The sequence below is a fragment of the Herbidospora yilanensis genome, from assembly GCF_001570565.1.
Classification (GTDB): Bacteria; Actinomycetota; Actinomycetes; order Streptosporangiales; family Streptosporangiaceae; genus Herbidospora; species Herbidospora yilanensis.
The window spans coordinates 24,384-41,376 of record NZ_BBXE01000053.1 but is presented as its reverse complement, the minus strand read 5'-3'; the positions used below and the strand labels follow the sequence as shown (position 1 = coordinate 41,376).

Annotated in this window: 18 protein-coding genes; 14 read left to right on the top strand and 4 right to left on the bottom strand. The window is 68.0% G+C overall.

The genetic code is table 11. The features are described 5' to 3' along the window. Positions 1–355 precede the first annotated feature (355 nt). The 4 genes from AW273_RS35180 to AW273_RS35165 all read left to right on the top strand — a co-directional run bounded on the left by AW273_RS35180 (position 356) and on the right by AW273_RS35165 (position 5,644). Positions 356–1,585 (top strand): trypsin-like serine peptidase, encoded by a 1,230-nt coding sequence (locus AW273_RS35180; RefSeq protein WP_062357978.1) that lies wholly within the window; start codon positions 356–358, stop codon positions 1,583–1,585. A 328-nt stretch (positions 1,586–1,913) separates the two neighbouring features. Continuing rightward, entirely contained in the window at positions 1,914–3,125 is a 1,212-nt protein-coding gene (locus tag AW273_RS35175; protein ID WP_062357975.1) for a trypsin-like serine peptidase, read from the top strand. 158 nt (positions 3,126–3,283) lie between these two features. Further along, positions 3,284–4,369, top strand: coding sequence for a trypsin-like serine peptidase (locus tag AW273_RS35170; protein WP_062357972.1), 1,086 nt, complete (start codon positions 3,284–3,286; stop codon positions 4,367–4,369). Between the two features lie 135 nt (positions 4,370–4,504). Further along, positions 4,505–5,644, top strand: coding sequence for a trypsin-like serine peptidase (locus AW273_RS35165; RefSeq protein ID WP_062357963.1), 1,140 nt, complete (start codon positions 4,505–4,507; stop codon positions 5,642–5,644). Positions 5,645–5,695: 51 nt separating this feature from the next. On the opposite strand, the gene AW273_RS35160 is transcribed toward AW273_RS35165, so the two are convergent. Next, entirely contained in the window at positions 5,696–6,871 is a 1,176-nt protein-coding gene (locus AW273_RS35160) for an NAD(P)-dependent malic enzyme (RefSeq protein ID WP_062357960.1), read from the bottom strand. A 269-nt stretch (positions 6,872–7,140) separates the two neighbouring features. Between AW273_RS35160 and AW273_RS35155 the strand changes: the two genes are divergently transcribed. Continuing rightward, positions 7,141–7,686 carry a CGNR zinc finger domain-containing protein gene (locus AW273_RS35155; protein ID WP_062357958.1) on the top strand — a complete coding sequence of 182 codons (546 nt, stop codon included), beginning with the start codon at positions 7,141–7,143 and terminating at the stop codon, positions 7,684–7,686. Here the strand turns inward: AW273_RS35155 and AW273_RS35150 are convergent. Next, positions 7,641–7,955 carry a S24 family peptidase gene (locus AW273_RS35150; RefSeq protein ID WP_062357955.1) on the bottom strand — a complete coding sequence of 105 codons (315 nt, stop codon included), beginning with the start codon at positions 7,953–7,955 and terminating at the stop codon, positions 7,641–7,643. The genes AW273_RS35155 and AW273_RS35150 overlap by 46 nt on opposite strands. Before the next feature lie 57 nt (positions 7,956–8,012). On the opposite strand from AW273_RS35150, the gene sodN reads away from it, so the two are divergent. The 3 genes from sodN to AW273_RS35135 all read left to right on the top strand — a co-directional run bounded on the left by sodN (position 8,013) and on the right by AW273_RS35135 (position 9,775). After that, positions 8,013–8,399 carry a superoxide dismutase, Ni gene (gene sodN, locus AW273_RS35145; RefSeq protein WP_030456454.1) on the top strand — a complete coding sequence of 129 codons (387 nt, stop codon included), beginning with the start codon at positions 8,013–8,015 and terminating at the stop codon, positions 8,397–8,399. A 159-nt stretch (positions 8,400–8,558) separates the two neighbouring features. Further along, the gene (locus tag AW273_RS35140; protein ID WP_030456453.1) at positions 8,559–8,978 is read left to right on the top strand and encodes an ATP-binding protein; all 420 of its coding nucleotides are present in this window, start codon (positions 8,559–8,561) and stop codon (positions 8,976–8,978) included. Between the two features lie 17 nt (positions 8,979–8,995). Further along, positions 8,996–9,775: an RNA polymerase sigma factor SigF gene (locus AW273_RS35135; protein ID WP_030456452.1), complete on the top strand. Its 780-nt coding sequence runs from the start codon at positions 8,996–8,998 to the stop codon at positions 9,773–9,775. A 52-nt stretch (positions 9,776–9,827) separates the two neighbouring features. Here the strand turns inward: AW273_RS35135 and AW273_RS35130 are convergent, their stop codons facing one another. Then, positions 9,828–10,208 (bottom strand): hypothetical protein, encoded by a 381-nt coding sequence (locus AW273_RS35130; RefSeq protein ID WP_062357952.1) that lies wholly within the window; start codon positions 10,206–10,208, stop codon positions 9,828–9,830. A 35-nt stretch (positions 10,209–10,243) separates the two neighbouring features. On the opposite strand from AW273_RS35130, the gene AW273_RS35125 reads away from it, so the two are divergent. Both AW273_RS35125 and AW273_RS35120 read left to right on the top strand, forming a co-directional pair. Continuing rightward, positions 10,244–11,197 carry a diacylglycerol/lipid kinase family protein gene (locus tag AW273_RS35125; protein WP_062357950.1) on the top strand — a complete coding sequence of 318 codons (954 nt, stop codon included), beginning with the start codon at positions 10,244–10,246 and terminating at the stop codon, positions 11,195–11,197. Positions 11,198–11,471: 274 nt separating this feature from the next. After that, positions 11,472–11,726, top strand: coding sequence for a WhiB family transcriptional regulator (locus tag AW273_RS35120; protein ID WP_030456449.1), 255 nt, complete (start codon positions 11,472–11,474; stop codon positions 11,724–11,726). A 53-nt stretch (positions 11,727–11,779) separates the two neighbouring features. Here AW273_RS35120 and AW273_RS35115 read toward each other — a convergent pair whose 3' ends face one another. Further along, positions 11,780–13,258 (bottom strand): PAS domain-containing sensor histidine kinase, encoded by a 1,479-nt coding sequence (locus tag AW273_RS35115; protein ID WP_062357948.1) that lies wholly within the window; start codon positions 13,256–13,258, stop codon positions 11,780–11,782. A gap of 89 nt (positions 13,259–13,347) precedes the next feature. On the opposite strand from AW273_RS35115, the gene AW273_RS35110 reads away from it, so the two are divergent. The 4 genes from AW273_RS35110 to bioB are packed head-to-tail and all read left to right on the top strand — an operon-like array spanning position 13,348 to position 16,943. Further along, entirely contained in the window at positions 13,348–14,499 is a 1,152-nt protein-coding gene (locus AW273_RS35110; protein WP_062357946.1) for an 8-amino-7-oxononanoate synthase, read from the top strand. After that, entirely contained in the window at positions 14,496–15,221 is a 726-nt protein-coding gene (locus tag AW273_RS35105) for a GntR family transcriptional regulator (protein ID WP_030456446.1), read from the top strand. Before AW273_RS35110 ends, AW273_RS35105 begins: the two co-directional genes overlap by 4 nt. Positions 15,222–15,231: 10 nt before the next feature. Then, complete coding sequence (gene bioD, locus AW273_RS35100) at positions 15,232–15,954, top strand: dethiobiotin synthase (protein ID WP_062357944.1); 723 nt, start codon at positions 15,232–15,234, stop codon at positions 15,952–15,954. Continuing rightward, positions 15,951–16,943, top strand: a complete 993-nt coding sequence (gene bioB, locus AW273_RS35095; RefSeq protein WP_062357942.1) for a biotin synthase BioB — start codon at positions 15,951–15,953, stop codon at positions 16,941–16,943. Before bioD ends, bioB begins: the two co-directional genes overlap by 4 nt. The last annotated feature ends 50 nt before the right edge of the window (positions 16,944–16,993 follow it).

Sequence of the window (16,993 nt, the reverse complement as noted above, 5' to 3'; positions counted from 1 at the left end):
GGTCGTTCACGACCGGGCCTTTTCCCGTTCTCGGACTCGTTTCTTGATCACCCGAAACGGTTCCCTCGATCAGGTGTGATTCGCGTCACATCTATGGATATCTGTCCGACTTCTTCACCTTTTGTTAACAACACTCGCAAGGGCCGGAACCCCTTCGGGCAGGCTCTTTTGCCCCATGACATTTATTGACTCATAACAAAACTGTGAGTCGCTCAGATAACACGAGCATCGCGGAGCCCGAAGGGCTCTTTCCGTCACTTCAGCCGCGAAAGATCGCGGGAGTAACCTCCGGAACATCCCTTTCCTGACGTATGGGACGCAAGCGCGGCCCACGTACAGACCAAGGAGTTCCCTCATGAAGCGCACCCTCGCCCTCGGTGGCGTGGCGGCCGGCCTGCTGGCCTCCGCCCTCGTCACCCAGCCGGCCAACGCCGCCGGCGACGTCGCCAGTGACCCGCTGGCCTCGACGGGCATCCAGGCCAAGAACGTCGCGGCATTCTGGCTGGCGGAGAACGCCGCCAACCTGATCGCCGCCACCCCGTACGACGTGGAGACCCAGGTCGTCTCCAAGCACGTCTCGACCGGCGGTCCGACGGCCGACACCAAGCCCGGTGTCGTCCCCGCGATCGGCGACGAGAAGAAGACCACCAGCACGTCGAAGAACGTCAACCTGCCCAAGACCACGGGCAAGGTGTTCTTCGCCGACGGCTTCGAGAACAAGGGCACGTTCTGGAACCCCAAGTGGGTCGCCAAGAACCCGCACTGGTGCACCGCCACGTCGGTGCAGTCGAACTACCGCAACCTGGTCGCCACCGCGGGTAGCTGTGTCTACAACACGGAGACCAACAGCGCGACCATGAACTACTGGGTCTTCGTCCCGGGCTACTACCAGGGCAAGACCCCGTGGGGCGTGTACGTCGGCAAGCAGGCCTTCACCCACTACGACTACGACGTCTACGAGGACGGCGACCGCAACTACGCGTTCGTCACCGTCTACAACGGCCTCACCCTGAACGGCCCCGACCAGTCCGCTCCCGTGAGCAAGGTCGAGGTCACCGAGGCCGAGTACAAGACCTACTGGAAGAACAGCGGGCGCCTCCTGCTGGCCGGCGCCGAGAAGGACGCCGCCAACAAGTGGCACTTCTACATCTGGAAGTTCAAGGACGCCGGTCGCCTCGGTGACAACGTCGGCGGCCAGGGCTTCGCCTACAACCAGAAGGTCGGCCAGAACGTCTACGTCTTCGGCTACCCGAGCGGCTCCCACCCGGACGGCAACCACGCCTACACCGGCAAGACCCTCAAGTGGAGCTACGGCAAGACCTTCGCCGCCAAGGCCTCGGCCATCAAGGCCGAGGAGCTCATCGGCGTCAAGTCGTCGTTCACCGGTGAGGGCGCACTGGGCTCGGCGTGGATCGCGCAGTACAAGAACACCCGCCGTCTCGGTTACCTGAACGGCGTGACCATCGGCGTCTCCGACACCGACGGCAACAAGCGCTACGACACCTCGGTCTCCCCGTACTTCGACGGCGAGACCTACGGCGTCTACAAGGCCGCCGCGAACCTGTGGACCGGTTCGATCGCGTAGTGCCCCACCCAAACGGAGGGCCCGGCTTCGGCCGGGCCTTTTCGTTTGCCCGTTCCAACGCGGGCCCCTTGGACGCACGAGGTCCCGGATCGGTGCCATCGCAAGGATGTGATTTATGTCACACCATCACCCGTTGATAACAACCCGACATCGCCCCTGACCTCGCGTCCGACAGATCACGGAAAGATCACGGCTCTGGATGGGTTTCGGCCACCCCCTGATTAGCTACCCGGTGTGACGAACAGACATGTAAGTTCCGGACTGCCCCTTTACTGACGCATGGGACGCAAGAGGCGGCCCACGTACAGACCAAGAGGAGTTCCCCCTTATGAAGCGCACTCTCGCCCTCGGTGGTGTGGCAGCCGGTCTGCTGGCTTCCGCTCTCGTCACCCAGCCGGCCAACGCCGCCGGCGACGTCGCCTCCGACCCGCTGGCGACGACGGGCATCGCGGCCAAGAACATCGCCGCCCTCTGGCTGACGGAAGGCGCCGCGAACCTGATCAACGCGCAGCCGTACAACGTGGAGACCACGGTCCCGTCGAAGCACGTCTCGACCGGCGGTCCCTCGGCCGACACCAAGCCGGGCATCGTCCCCGCCATCGGTGACGAGAAGAAGACGACCAGCACGTCCAAGAACATCAACCTGCCCAAGACCACGGGCAAGGTGTTCTTCGCCGACGGCGTCAAGAAGGACCCGGCGACCGGGCGGGTCGTGGCGGTCAACCCCCGCTGGTGCACCGCCACCTCGGTCCAGTCGGCCTACCGCAACCTGGTCGCCACCGCCGGTAGCTGTGTCTACGACACCGAGACCAACGCGGCGACCATGAACTACTGGGTCTTCGTCCCGGGTTACTACCAGGGCAAGACCCCGTGGGGCGTGTACGTCGGCAAGCAGGCCTTCACCCACTACGACTTCGACGTGTACGAGGACGGCGACCGCAACTACGCGTTCGTCAACGTGTACAACGGCATCTCGCTCGGCCAGGGTGCGCCCGCCGAGATCACCGAGGCCGAGTACAACACGTACCAGAAGAACGGTGGCGGCTTCCTCACCCGGAAGAAGACCGAGAAGGTCGACGGCAAGGACGTCACGAAGTACTTCGTGTGGAAGTTCAAGGACGCCGGTCGCCTCGGTGACAACGTCGGCGGCCAGGGCTTCGCGTACAACCAGAAGGTCGGCCAGAGCGTCTACGTCTTCGGCTACCCGAGCGGCTCGCACCCGGACGGCAACCAGGCCTACACCGGCAAGACCCTCAAGTGGAGCTACGGCAAGACCTTCGGCGCCAAGGCCTCGGCCATCAAGGGCGAGGAGCTGCTGGGCGTCAAGTCGTCCTTCACCGGCCAGGGCTCGCTCGGCTCGGCGTGGCTGGCGCAGTACAAGAACACCCGCCGTCTCGGTTACCTGAACGGCGTGACCATCGGCGTCTCCGACTCCGACGGCAACAAGCGCATCGACACCTCGCTCTCGTCCTACTTCGACGGCGAGACCTACGGTGTCTACAAGGCCGCCGCGAACCTGTGGACCGGCTCGATCGCCTAGTCGATCCGCTTGCGAAAAAGCCCGGCAACCAGCCGGGCTTTTTCCTTTTTATGTGTTCTTTAGCGGAGTTGCCAGAGTCATGTAAGTTTCTGGCTATCCCTTTCTGGCGCATGAGACGCAAGAGGCGTCTCACGCCAATCGCAAGGAGCGAACCCCCTGTGAAGCGCATCCTCCTTCCCGTCGGCGTGGCCGGCCTCGTGGCCGCCTGCTTAGCGGTCCCGGCGCACGCGGGCCCCAAGGTGGGCCAGTCCGCCAAGATGGCGACGCCCGCCGCGGCCGCCGACACCCTGGAGTTCTGGACCGCCGACGGCGGCAAGAACCTCAAGGCCGCCGCTCCCTACGGCCTGGAGCACGCCAAGGTTCCCAAGCACGTCTCCACCGGCGGTCCGGCCGCCGACGGCAAGCCGGGTGTGGTGCCGGCCATCGGCGACGAGGCCAAGCCCACGACGACGACCAAGAACGTCAACCTGCCCAAGAGCGCCGGCCGCGTGTTCTTCACCCTCGGCGACTCCCTCTACTCGTGTTCGGCATCGTCGATCCAGTCGGCGTACAAGAACCTCGTGGCGACCGCCGGGCACTGCGCCTACGACCTGGAGAGCAACGCCTCCGTCGTCGGCCACTGGGTGTTCATCCCGGGCTACTACCAGGGCAAGGCCCCGTGGGGCGTGTACGTCGGCAAGACGGCCTACACCCACTACGACTTCAGCGTCTACGAGGACATCGACCGCGACTTCGCCTTCGTGACCGTCTACAACGGCATCACGTGGTCGGAGGGCAAGTGGAAGGACGTCGGGCGCCTGGGCGACAACGTCGGCGGGCTGGGCTTCGCGTACAACCAGAAGGTCGGCCAGAACGTCTTCGTGTTCGGCTACCCGACCGCGGCCCACCCCGACGGCGACTACACCTACACCGGCTCGACCATGAAGTGGTGCTACGGCAAGCCGATCTACCCGGTGGCCGAGAAGAGCGTGAAGGCCGAGGAGCACATGGCCCTCCGCTGCTCGCTGACCGGTGGCGCCTCCGGCGGCCCGTGGATCATCAAGTACAGCAGCACGGCCCGCAAGGGCTACCTGAACGGCGTCAGCAGCCTCGGCGGCGACACCGACGGCAACAACCGCAGCGACCTGATCACCTCGCCGTACTTCGACGGCGAGACCTACGCGGTCTACAAGACCGCGGCGCCGCTGTGGTCGGGCTCGATCGTCAAGAAGGACGGCACGCTCGGCTTGACGGAAGTCAAGTAGCAAGCCAGACGCGGGCGACTGTCCGACATCCCTGTGTGACTTAGGTCACATTCCTTTTCCTCCCGTTTGTTTTCGGTCTCACGGTTAGTCACCTTCGAGATCCACATCCGCAACGGGAGGAAAAGGAGGGTTCACGTGGACAAGCGCGCACGCCTCGGTCTCGTGACCGCCGGCTTGGCCGGATCCGCCGTCCTGGTGGCCTTACCGGCGAACGCCTCGCCCGCCGACGGACCCACGGTCTCCGTGGCAGACGCCGACGACATCGCGGGCTTCTGGTTCCGCAGCAACAACAAGGCGCTCAGGGCCGCCACCCAGTGGGGCCCCGACGCCGAGACGGTCGCCAAGGTGGCCAAGCTCTCCTCCAAGGGCGGCCCGTCGGCCGACGGCAAGGCGGGCACCGTCTCCCCGACCGGGCCCGGCGGCCAGGCGGGCAAGTCGAAGAACATCAACATCCCCAAGACGCTGGGCAAGGTCTTCTTCCGCAAGAACGGCAAGACCCACTGGTGCTCGGCGACCTCGATCCAGGCCAAGTACAAGAACCTGGTCGCCACCGCGGGGCACTGCGTCTTCGACACCGACGACAACGACCACATGCTCGACCAGTGGATCTTCGTTCCGGGCTACTACCAGGGCAAGGCCCCGTGGGGTGTGTACGTCGCCAAGCAGGGCTTCACCCACTACGACTTCGACGTCTACGAGGACTACGACCGCGACTACGCCTTCGTCACGGTCTACAACGGCGTGAAGTTCGAGGCGACCAGGTCCGTCTCGGAGAAGCAGTACAAGGCCCACGGCGGCGTCAGGTGGCGCGACAAGGGCAAGTGGTGGATCCTCACCATCAAGGACGCCGGCCGCCTCGGCGACAACGTCGGCGGCCAGGGCCTGGCCTACAACCAGAAGGTCGGCGCCGGCGCGGTCTACGCCTTCGGCTACCCCGCGGCCCGGCACCCCGACGGCAACAAGGCGTTCACCGGGGTCACCCCGAAGTGGTGCTACGGCAAGCCGAACCGTGAGGTCACCGACCCGGGGCTCAAGATCGAGGAGCAGATCGCGATCACCTGCTCGATGACGCCGGGCGCCGACGGCGGCCCGTGGCTGCTGAAGTACAGCAACGCCCGCCGCCTGGGCTACGTCAACGGCGTGACGAGCGCCTTCGCCGACTCCAACGGCAACGACCGCATCGACAAGATCACCTCGCCCTACTTCGACGGCGAGACGTACGACGTCTACAAGGCCGCGGCCGGCAACTGGTCCGGCAGCATCGTCAAGAAGTGACACCTGGACGGAAGGGCCCGGCCTCGGGGGGAGGCCGGGTCCTTCGGCGTCCTACCGGCGCGCGACGCCGTCCTTGCGGGCCTGGTCGGCCACCGCCCGGGTCACGGCCGGGGCGACCCGGTCGTCGAACGGCGACGGGATGATGTAGTCGGCCCGCACGTCGTCGCCCACGACCCCGGCCAGCGCCGCCGCCGCGGCGATCTTCATGTTCTCGGTGATGGTGGTCGCCCGCACGTCGAGCGCGCCCCGGAACACCCCGGGGAAGGCGAGCACGTTGTTGATCTGGTTGGGGAAGTCGGACCGCCCGGTCGCCACCACGGCGGCGTGCCTGGCGGCGACCTGGGGGTGGACCTCGGGCGTCGGGTTGGACAGCGCGAACACGATGGCGTCCTGCGTCATCGACGCGACGGCCTGCTCGGAGATGGTCGCCCCCGACAGGCCGATGAAGACGTCGGCCCCGGCGAGGGCCGCCTCGGTCGAGCCGGTCAGCCCGGCCTTGTTGGTCTCCCTGGCCAGGGCGTCCTTGTAGGGGTTCATCCCGGCCCGGCCCTCGAAGATCAGCCCCTTGCTGTCGGAGACCGCGATGTCGCCGATGCCGGCGTTGAGCAGCATGCGGGTCACCGCGACCCCGGACGCCCCGGCCCCGGCCACCACGGCCCGGAGCTCGCCGAGCGGGCGGCCGACCAGCCGGGCGGCGTTGGTCAGCGCGGCGGTGGCGACGATCGCCGTGCCGTGCTGGTCGTCGTGGAAGACCGGGATCGACAGGCGCTCGCGGAGCCGGCCCTCGATCTCGAAGCACCGGGGGGCGCTGATGTCCTCCAGGTTGATGCCGCCGAAGGAGGGCGCCATCCGGACGACGGTCTCGACGATCTCGTCGACCCCGGTGCAGTCGAGGCAGATCGGCACCGAGTCGACCCCGCCGAACTCCTTGAACAGCAGCGACTTGCCCTCCATGACGGGCATCGCGCCGGCCGGGCCGATGTCGCCGAGCCCCAGCACGGCGGTGCCGTCGGTGACCACGGCCACCACGTTGGAGACCCAGGTGTACTCGTTGGCGAGCTCGGGCGAATCGGCGATGGCCGAGCAGACGCGGGCCACGCCGGGCGTGTAGGCGAGCGACAGATCGTCGGCGTTTCGGACCGGGATGGTGGCTCTGACCTCTAGCTTTCCGCCGCGGTGCAGCGCGAAGGCCGGATCGAGGTCGAGGGCTTCGAGGGAAGCAGTCATTACGCTGACCCCTGATGTCTGGTGACGGACACAACACAGACCGTTACGAGACGAGGGCCCGCGGCATGGATAGACACCGGAACCGTCGTCGTTGACGGCCGTCTCGGGCACGGGGGTCACCCGTTGCCCTAGTGTGCCACATGCTGAGACGGCCACTCGCGGTCAGATACGCCGCAGCCGTTTGGCCTTTAATGCACTGTCAATCTCTTTGGAACTTTCCGTCCCTGTGTAATACTCAATGTCCTGAGTCACCTATTACAGGGTTCCCCGTGGACTTGACCTCCTACGCCGAGCTGGCCGTCCTCCTCGTCAACCGCCGGGATGATCTGAAGACCCTCGACGGGCTGCGCGCCCTGCTGGCCGAGACCGGCCGGACCGAGGCCGCCGGGCGGGCGACCCGGCGCGACCTCGACCACGTCATCGAGCTGCGCGACGAGCTGACCGAGGTGTTCGAGTCGGCCGCCGAAGGCGATGAGGAGAACGTGGTCCAGCGCCTGAACGGGCTGCTGGTGCGCCATCCCGTCCACCCCCAGATCGCCGGGCACGACGGCCAGCCCTGGCACATGCACCTGACCGAGGGCGGCCGGGTCGGCGACACCGTCGCGGTCGGGTCGGTGATGGGCCTGGCCAGCGTGGTCACCGGCCTGGGCGCCGACCGGCTCGGCATCTGCCAGGCCGCGCCCTGCCGCAACGCCTACCTCGACACCTCGTCGAACAGGTCGCGGCGCTACTGCTCCGAGCGGTGCGCCAGCCGGGCCAACGTGGCCGCCTACCGGGCCAGGAAACGCGGCCCCAAGGCGAGTGACGGCCAGTAACGGCCGACCACCTTCCCGACGATCCGGTCCTGGGGAATCGCGCCGAAGTCCCACGAGTCCCTGCGGCCGGGCGCACGCTGGTTGTCGCTCTCCAGCCACCAGCCCTCGCCGGTCCACCGGAACACCCTTTTGACGATGAGGTTTCCGGGTATGCGAGCGATCACGACGTCTCCCGGACGGATCTTCGCGTTGCGGCGGACCAACAGGCAGTCGCCGGGCCGCAGGGCCGGAAGCATGGAATCCCCGGACACCCGGACGCTGGTGAACATGATCCACCTCGGAGCAGTAATGTCGGAACCGCAGCCACTCTGACGAAAGGAAACCCGATGCTTGCCAAGCACGTGGCATCGGCCCATTGTGACCTGCCGTGCGGCGTCTACGACCCCGCACAGGCGCGTATCGAGGCCGAATCGGTCAAGGCGATCATGCAGAAGTACGCCGACAACGACGACCCGGTGTTCCGCTCGCGAGCCCTCACGATCAAGGAGGAGCGGGCCGAGCTGGTCAAGCACCACCTGTGGGTGTTGTGGACCGACTACTTCAAGCCCCCGCACCTGGAGGCCCACCCGCAGCTCCACCAGCTCTTCTGGGACGCCACCAAGCTGGCCGGCGCGGCCGGCGCCAAGGGCACCGTCGACGTCGCCAAGGCCGACGACCTCCTGGGCAAGATCGACGAGATCGCGAAGATCTTCTGGGAGACGAAGGCCGCCTAGGCCTCTCCGCCCCGGACCCCGCACGTTCACTTGGAACTTTCCGTGCGGGGTCCGCGCATTTCCGGCATCGGCGCGTCCAAGCCGAGCAATCGCGGTCGAGTGGCGGTAGGTTGCAAACATGCGGCCCCGCGAGATGTGGCCGGCAGGGCAAGGAGGATCGTGACCGACGCAACTGATGTCACAGGGGATCTGGCCGGGATCCGCGACGCCGTGAGCGTACGGCTTCCGGCGGCCAGCGCCTATCTGTCCGTGTTGCGGACCGCGACAGCAGGTCTGGCGGCACGGCTCGACTTCACCATCGACGAGATGGAAGATCTGCGGATCGCCGTCGACGAGGCGTGCGCGATGTTGCTGCGCCATGCCGTCCCCGGCACCGATCTGATCGCGGAGTTCGAGCTGACCGGGCAGGAGATGTCGATCCGGGTCGAGGTCACCACCGTCGGGATCGCCGAGCCCAAACGCGATGACTTCGCCTGGATGGTGCTCACCGCGCTCGCCGACGACGTCGATGCCGTGTCCTCCCCCGATCACATGGCGATCGTGCTGCGCAAGCGGCGAGGCGCGGCGAGGCCGGCGTGACGGAAAGGACCCGTGCCATGGCCACCAGCGACTCCGGAGTCCCGGATCGGGTGCGCGCCCGCACCCTCTTCGGGGAGCTCGCTGAGCTGCCGGCCGACGACCCGCGCCGCCAGCGCATCCGCGACGAGCTCGTGGAACTGCACCTTCCGCTGGTGGAATACCTCGCGCGCCGGTTCCGCAACCGCGGCGAGTGGCTCGACGACCTGACCCAGGTGGCCACGATCGGCCTGATCAAGTCGATCGACCGGTTCGACCTGGCCCGGGGCGTCGAGTTCTCCACCTACGCCACCCCGACCATCGTCGGTGAGATCAAGCGCCACTTCCGCGACAAGGGCTGGGCGGTCCGCGTGCCGCGCCGCCTGCAGGAGCTGAAGTTGTCGCTGACCAAGGCGATCAGCGAGCTCTCGCAGCGCGAGGGGCGTGCGCCCACGGTGGCCGAGCTGGCCGCCCATCTCCAGATGACCGAGGAAGAGGTGCTGGAGGGCCTTGAGTCCGCCAACGCCTACTCGACGGTCTCGCTCGACGCGCCCGACTCGGGCGACGACGACGCGCCGGCGGTCTCCGACTCGCTCGGCATCGTCGACGAGTCGCTGGAGGGCGTCGAATACCGCGAGTCGCTGAAGCCGCTGCTGGAGCGCCTGCCCCCTCGGGAGAAGCGCATCCTGCTCCTGCGGTTCTTCGGCAACATGACGCAGTCGCAGATCGCCACCGAGCTGGGCATCTCGCAGATGCACGTGTCCCGCCTGCTGGCCCGGACTCTCGCGCAACTACGCGAGGGCCTGACCGCGGAAGACTGACGATCCACTTCGGCCGGCGTCGCAAGACGCCGGCCAACTCTTTTTCCGGCCGCTAGACGTCGCCCATGAGGGCGTGGGTCGAGGGCGGCGCGAGAAGAGTGACGAGAATCACGGCGGCCGCGGCGATCAGCGGCACGCCCCAGGCGAGCTGCCCCGCCTGGATCAGGCTGATCGCGAGGGGCACGGCGAAGATCTGGGTGACCACGGCGGGCCCCCGGCTCCAGCGCATCAACTGGAGGATCCCCCACGCGACCCAGACCAGCCCGGCGCCCACGGCCAGGGCGAATCCGGCCAGCACGAGCGAGCTCATGACGTCGCCGGCCTTGCCGATCAGGGTCTCGTACGCGACCCAGCCGCCCATCACGAGGGCGGCCAGTCCTTCGAGCGCGACGACGGCCGCGGCGACGAGGATGGTGAAGGGACGGTTCTGCACAGTTGGTGAGACTACCCGTCGCATAACCTTCAGGCATGCGGGCACTTCTGCTGGTCAACCCCAAGGCGACCTCGACCAACCGGCGCACGCTCGACGTCCTGCTGCGGGCGCTCGGAGCGGCGGTCGACCTGGAGGTCGCCGAGACCGGATATCGGGGTCACGCGTCGGTGCTGGCGGCCCAGGCGAAGGAGAAGGGCTTCGACGCGGTGGCCGTCCTCGGCGGCGACGGAACGGTCAACGAGGTGGCCAACGGGCTGATGGCGGCCGAAGACCGGGCCAAGATGATCATCATTCCGGGGGGCAGCGCCAACGTGCTGGCGCGGGCGCTCGGGCTGCCGAACAACCCGATCGAGGCCACCGGCGCGCTCCTGGAGGCGCTGCGCGAGGGCCGGTCGCGCACGATCAGCCTCGGGCTGGCCGAATGGGATGTTAGGGATTCCGGAACAGGGGCAGGTGTGGAGTCTCGCTACTTCACATTCTGTGCCGACCTCGGCTGGGACGCCGAGGTCATCAGGGCCGTCGAAGGCCTGCGCAGCGCCGGTTACCGGGCTTCGCCGACGCTGTACATGCAGACGGCCCTGCGGCACTACCTCATGACCGACCGGCGGCATCCGGCGATGACCCTGACCCGGCCGGGGCAGCGCGACACACCGGGGATCTTCCTGGCGATCGTGTCGAACACCGCGCCCTGGACGTTCGTCGGGAGCCGGCCGGTCAACCCGACGCCGTGGGCCGGATTCGACACGGGCCTCGATCTGCTGGCGATGACGAAACTGCGGTTGCCGGCCGTGGTGAACCTGCTCCGGCAGATCGTCGGCGAGCCTCAGGGGTTGCCGACGGGTAAACACCTCGTTCAAGCACATGACGAGAGTGTTTTCACGATCGAGGCGGTCCGCCCCATCGCACTTCAGCTTGACGGCGACTACCTGGGAGAACGGGAAAGGGTGACATTTCGCTCTATCCCGGACGCGTTACAAGTTCTGGTCTAGACAGTTACAAGCGGTCATAGTGTGACGCATCCGACAGCTAGGACCCGCAAAACCTTCCCCCAAACCTCTTGTGTGCTGTAGGAGTGGCTGAAAAGCTGAACGCGACGTCGGAACGTAGGACCTTTCGAGAGCCACCGCTCCCGCCAAGGTTCCCGGCGATCGTCATCGCGAATCTCGTCCCTCAACTTTTCGGGCGGCCGTTCGCGTCAGCTAGTGAATCTGTTCACAAAGGTGCAGGAGCCGCCCAGGCTCCACTTACGAAGGAGTGGAACGCATGGACTGGCGCCACCGCGCTGCCTGCCGTGACGTGGACCCCGAGCTGTTCTTCCCGATCGGCAACACCGGGCCCGCGTTGATGCAGATTGAAGAGGCCAAGCAGGTATGCCGTCAGTGCACGGTCAGCGAACTGTGCCTGAAGTGGGCTCTGGAGTCGGCTCAGGACGCCGGCGTCTGGGGCGGCCTCAGTGAGGACGAGCGTCGCGCTCTCAAGCGCCGCACCGCCCGGGCCCGCGCCCGTGCCAACGTCTGAATTCATACAACCGAATTAGAGCGCGCCCGCATTGCGCAAATGTTGCGCACGGGTCAAATCCGGTGAATGTCGGTCGTGGGAACGTTCACCGGAATGCTGAGGACGACTTCCGTGCCGCCGCCCTCTCGCGGGGCGATGTTCAGGCGCCCGGAAAGTTCTCCCACGACGAGGGTCCGCACGATCTGCAGGCCCAGATTGCTGTTCGTCTCGATGTCGAATCCGGGCGGCAGCCCCTGACCCTCGTCGGCGATCACCATTTCGAGCGTGTCCTGATGGCGTTCCACCCGGACCTCGACGTTGCCCGGCCGCCCGTCGAGCCCGTGTTCCACGGCGTTCTGCAGCAATTCGGTGAGCACCATCGCGATCGGCGTCGCCACGGCCGCCGGCAGGATGCCGAACGTGCCCGCGCGCCGCAGCGCGACCTGGGCCACCGACACCTCGGCCGTCATCTGGATCACCCGGTCGGCGATCTCGTCGAAGGCGACCAGCTCCTCGGGCATCTGCGCCAGGGTCTCGTGCACGATCGCGATTGATCCGACCCTTCGCACCGCCTCGTCGAGCGCGGCCCGCCCCTCGGGCACCCGCAGGCGGCGCGACTGCAGCCGCAGCAGCGCGGCCACCGTCTGCAGGTTGTTCTTGACCCGGTGGTGGATCTCCCGGATCGTGGCGTCCTTCGTCAGCAGCTCGCGCTCCCGGCGGCGCAGCTCGGTCACGTCGCGCACCAGCACCAGAGCGCCTATCCGCCCCCCGGAGATGATCAGCGGGATCGCCCGGAGCTGGACGACCGTCCCGCCGCGCTCCACCTCGGTCTCCCTCGGCACCTTGCCGCTGGCGACCAGCATCAGGTCTTCGTTGATCGGCTCGTCGCGGTAGCAGAGGTCGGCGGTCGTCTTCCCGAGCTCCGAGCCGACCAGGTCGGCGTGCAGCCCGAGCCGCCGGTAGGCGCTCAGCGCGTTGGGCGAGGCATAGGTCACCCGCCCGGCCCGGTCGAGCCGCAGCAGCCCGTCGCCCACCCTCGGCGACCGGACCAGCATCGGCTCGTCGCCGTGGAAGGGGAACCGGCCCTCGGCGACCATCTGGGCCAGGTCGGAGGCGCTCTGGAGATAGGTCAGCTCCAGCCGCGAGGGCGTACGCGCGGACGAGAGGTTGGTCGAGCGCTGGATGACCCCGATGAGCGGCCCGTCGAGGGCACGGCGGACCGGGATCGTCTCCTCGCGGACCGGCACCCCGGTCGACCAGTCGGGGTCGCCCTCGCGGCAGATCCGCCGTTCCTGCCAGGCCGTCTCGATCAGCGGCCGCTCGTTGCGGGCCACGAAGGAGCCGACGACGTCGTCGTGGTAGACCGTCGGGCCGGTCGTCGGCCGCATCTGGGCGACCGCGATCCATCCTTCTTCGGCGGGGATCCACAGGATGAGGTCGGCGAAGGACAGGTCGGCCAGCAACTGCCAGTCGGAGACCAGCGAATGCACCCATTCGAGGTCGGCTGCGGACAGATCGGTGTGCTTGGCCACCAGGTCGCTGAGAGTCGGCACCCCTGCATCATGCGTGCTGAGCAGGCCGGAACGCCAATCGGGACACCCGAGGCGTCGTCTCAGGACACCGCACCTGGCATCATCTCTGCATGCATGGGCCGATCGACCGACTTCGCCAGGCCGCCGAGCGCCGCGCCGCCGCCGGGCTGACCCGGGTGCTGCGTCCGCGCTCGCCCGACTTCGACGGGCTGCTCGACCTGGCCTCCAACGACTATCTGGGGCTCTGCCGCGATCCCCGGCTGACCGAGGCGGCCGTGGCGGCGACCCGCGAGTGGGGCACCGGCGCGACCGGGTCCCGGCTGGTCACCGGGAGCACCCGCCTCCACCACGACCTGGAGGAGGCCCTCGCGGCCTTCACCCACTCCCCCGGGGCGCTGGTGTTCTCCTCGGGCTATCTCGCCAACCTCGCCGCCGTGGCGACGCTCGGCAGGAACGGGCTGGTCGTCTCCGACGCGGGCAACCACGCCTCGATCGTCGACGCGTGCCGGCTCGCCCGCGCGCGTGTGGTGGTGACCCCCCACGGTGACGTCGCGGCCGTCGAGAAGGCACTGGCCGGCCGCGAGGAGGAGAACGCCGTGGTGGTCACCGACGCGGTGTTCTCCGTCGACGGCGACCTCGCGCCGCTGGGGGCGCTCTCCGAGGTGGCCGTACGGAATGGAGCGCTCCTTGTCGTCGACGAGGCCCACGCTCTCGGTGTCGTCGGGGAATCCGGCCGCGGGGCGGTTCACGATGCCGGACTTGCGGGGAATGTTCACATTGTGAGAACCATCACGTTGTCGAAGTCACTCGGCTCCCAGGGCGGCGCCGTGCTGGGCGCGCCGGAGGTGATCGGCACCCTCGTCGACACCGGCCGGTCGTTCATCTTCGACACCGGCCTCGCCCCCGCGAGCGCCGGAGCGGCCCTCGCCGCGCTGCACATCCTCGAAGAGGAGCCTGACCTGCCGAAACGAGCCCGCGAAATCGCCCTCGCACTGGCCTCGACCGCCCGGGAACTCGGGTTCGAGACCACCGAGCCGGCCGCCGCCGTGGTGCCGGTGGTGCTGGGCGACCCCCACCGGGCCCTGGCCGCCGCCGCGACCTGCGCGGACCACGGTGTGAAGGTCGGCTGCTTCCGACCCCCTTCGGTCCCCGACGGGCGGTCTTGCCTAAGGTTGACCGCTCGGGCCAATCTGGGGTCCGAAGATCTCGCGGTGACCGGGCGCGCGCTCGCCGCCGTGGCCGGAACGAAGGTGACCGCGTGACCGAAGACACTCCCCGGGTGCCGAAGTACTACGACGTCAAACGTAGCCTGCTCGAGCTCACCAAGAGCCTGCCCGCCGGGAGTGCCCTGCCCCCCGAGCGCACCCTCGCGGTGCGCTTCGAGACCTCACGCACGACGGTACGCCAGGCGCTGACCGAACTCGTCGTCGAGGGCCGCCTGATCCGCATCCAGGGCAAGGGCACCTTCGTCGCCCAGCCCAAGGTCGCCCAGGTGCTCCAGCTCACCTCTTATGTCCAGGACCTGCGGACCGTCGGCCTCGAACCCGACACCAAGATCCTCGACATCTCCTACATCACCGCCGACGAGGCCCTCGGCCGGCGGCTGGCCATCAACCCCGGCGGCCGGGTGCTGCGCATCCACCGCCTGCGCCTGGCCAACGGCGAACCGATGTCGATCGACACCACCCACCTGTCGGCGCGGCGATTCCCACGGCTGCGGCGGGAGCTGGAGGGCCACCCCTCGCTGTACGAAACGCTCCACAACGCCTACAGCGTCCGTCTCTCCGACGCAGAGGAGATCATCGAGACGGTCCTCGCCACGCCCTACGACTCGCAGGTCCTCGGCGTCGACATCGGCCTGCCGATGCTGATGCTGACCCGCCACGCCTTCGACGCCGACGGCAACCCGGTCGAATGGGCGCAGTCCCTCTATCGGGGCGACCGCTACAAGTTCGTCACCCGGCTGCGGCGTCCGACTCCGTAATCTTGGCCGGATGAGCGTTCTTGTGGTGACCGGCACCGACACCGGTGTCGGGAAGACCGTGGTCACGGCCGCCGTCACGGCCCTGGCGATCGAGCGGGGCGGCGCCGTCGCGGTGGTCAAACCGGCCCAGACCGGCGTAGGGAAGGACGAGCCGGGCGACCTCGACGAGGTGATCCGGCTCTCCGGCGCGACGAACACCTTCGAGTTCGCCCGCTACCCCGACCCGCTGAGCCCGGCCGCCGCCGCACGGGTGTCCGGGCTGCCCACACTCGACCTGGCCGAGACGGCCAGGCGGATCGCCGAACTCGCCGAGTCGCACCCGCTCGTCGTGGTCGAGGGCGCGGGCGGTCTTCTCGTACGTTTCGACGAAGAGGGCGCCACCCTGGCCGACCTGGCCCACACGCTGAAGGCCCAGGTGCTGGTCGTGGCGCGGGCCGGGCTCGGCACGCTGAACCACACGGCGCTGACGCTGGAGGCGATGGCCAACCACGGGCTCGACCTGGCCGGGGTGGTCATCGGGTCGTGGCCGGCCGAGCCGGGGCTGGCCGAACGGTGCAACGTCGCCGACCTGGAGATGCTGGCGGCCCGGCCGCTGGCGGGGGCCGTGCCGGAGAATGCCGGCGCGCTGAGAAGGCAGGCGTTCGGCAAGGTCGCGCGGGCCTCGCTGGGGGCGCCGCTGGGCGGCGCGTTCGACCCGTCGGCTTTTCGATCGGCCCTTAGGATTTCCCAATGACCATCCTGGAGATCGCCAGAACGCAGGTGCTCGACGAGGGCAGGGGCTTGACGCGGGAGCAGGCGCTCGAATGCCTGAACCTGCCCGACGAGAGCCTGCCCGACCTCCTCGCCCTCGCCCACGAGGTGCGGATGAAGTGGTGCGGCCCGGAGGTCGAGGTCGAGGGGATCATCTCCCTGAAGACCGGCGGCTGCCCGGAGGACTGCCACTTCTGCTCACAGTCGGGCCAGTTCACCTCCCCCGTGCGCTCGGTGTGGCTGGACATCGACGAACTGGTGAAGGCCGCCGTCGAGACCGCCCAGACCGGCGCCACCGAGTTCTGCATCGTCGCGGCCGTGCGCGGGCCCGACAAGCGCCTGATGGACCAGGTCCGCGAGGGCGTCAAGGCCATCAAGGAGGCCGTCGACATCAACGTGGCCTGCTCGCTGGGCATGCTGACCCAGGCCCAGGTCGACGAACTGGCCGAGATGGGCGTCCACCGCTACAACCACAACCTGGAGACCTGCAGGTCCCACTTCGGGAACGTGGTCACCACCCACACGTGGGAGGAGCGCTGGGACACCTGCCTGATGGTGCGCGAGGCCGGCATGGAGTTGTGCTGCGGCGGCCTCATCGGCATGGGCGAGTCGATCGAGCAGCGCGCGGAGTTCGCCGCCCAGCTCGGCGAGCTCCAGCCCGACGAGGTCCCGCTCAACTTCCTCAACCCCCGTCCCGGCACGCCCTTCGCCCACTACCCGGTCGTCGAGGGCGCCGAGGCCCTGAAGACAATCGCGACCTTCCGCCTCGCACTTCCGCGAACCATCCTCCGGTACGCCGGCGGACGTGAGCTGACCCTTGGCGACCTGGGCACTCGTGCGGGCATGATGGGTGGCATCAACGCGATCATCGTGGGCAACTACCTGACCACCCTCGGCCGCCCCCCAGCCGACGATCTGGCTCTGCTGACCGACCTGAAGATGCCGATCAAGGCCCTGTCCCAGACGCTTTAGACCAGGAGGGTTCGTTCGCCCGCGGCCAGGGCAGCTCGTAGGTCCCACTA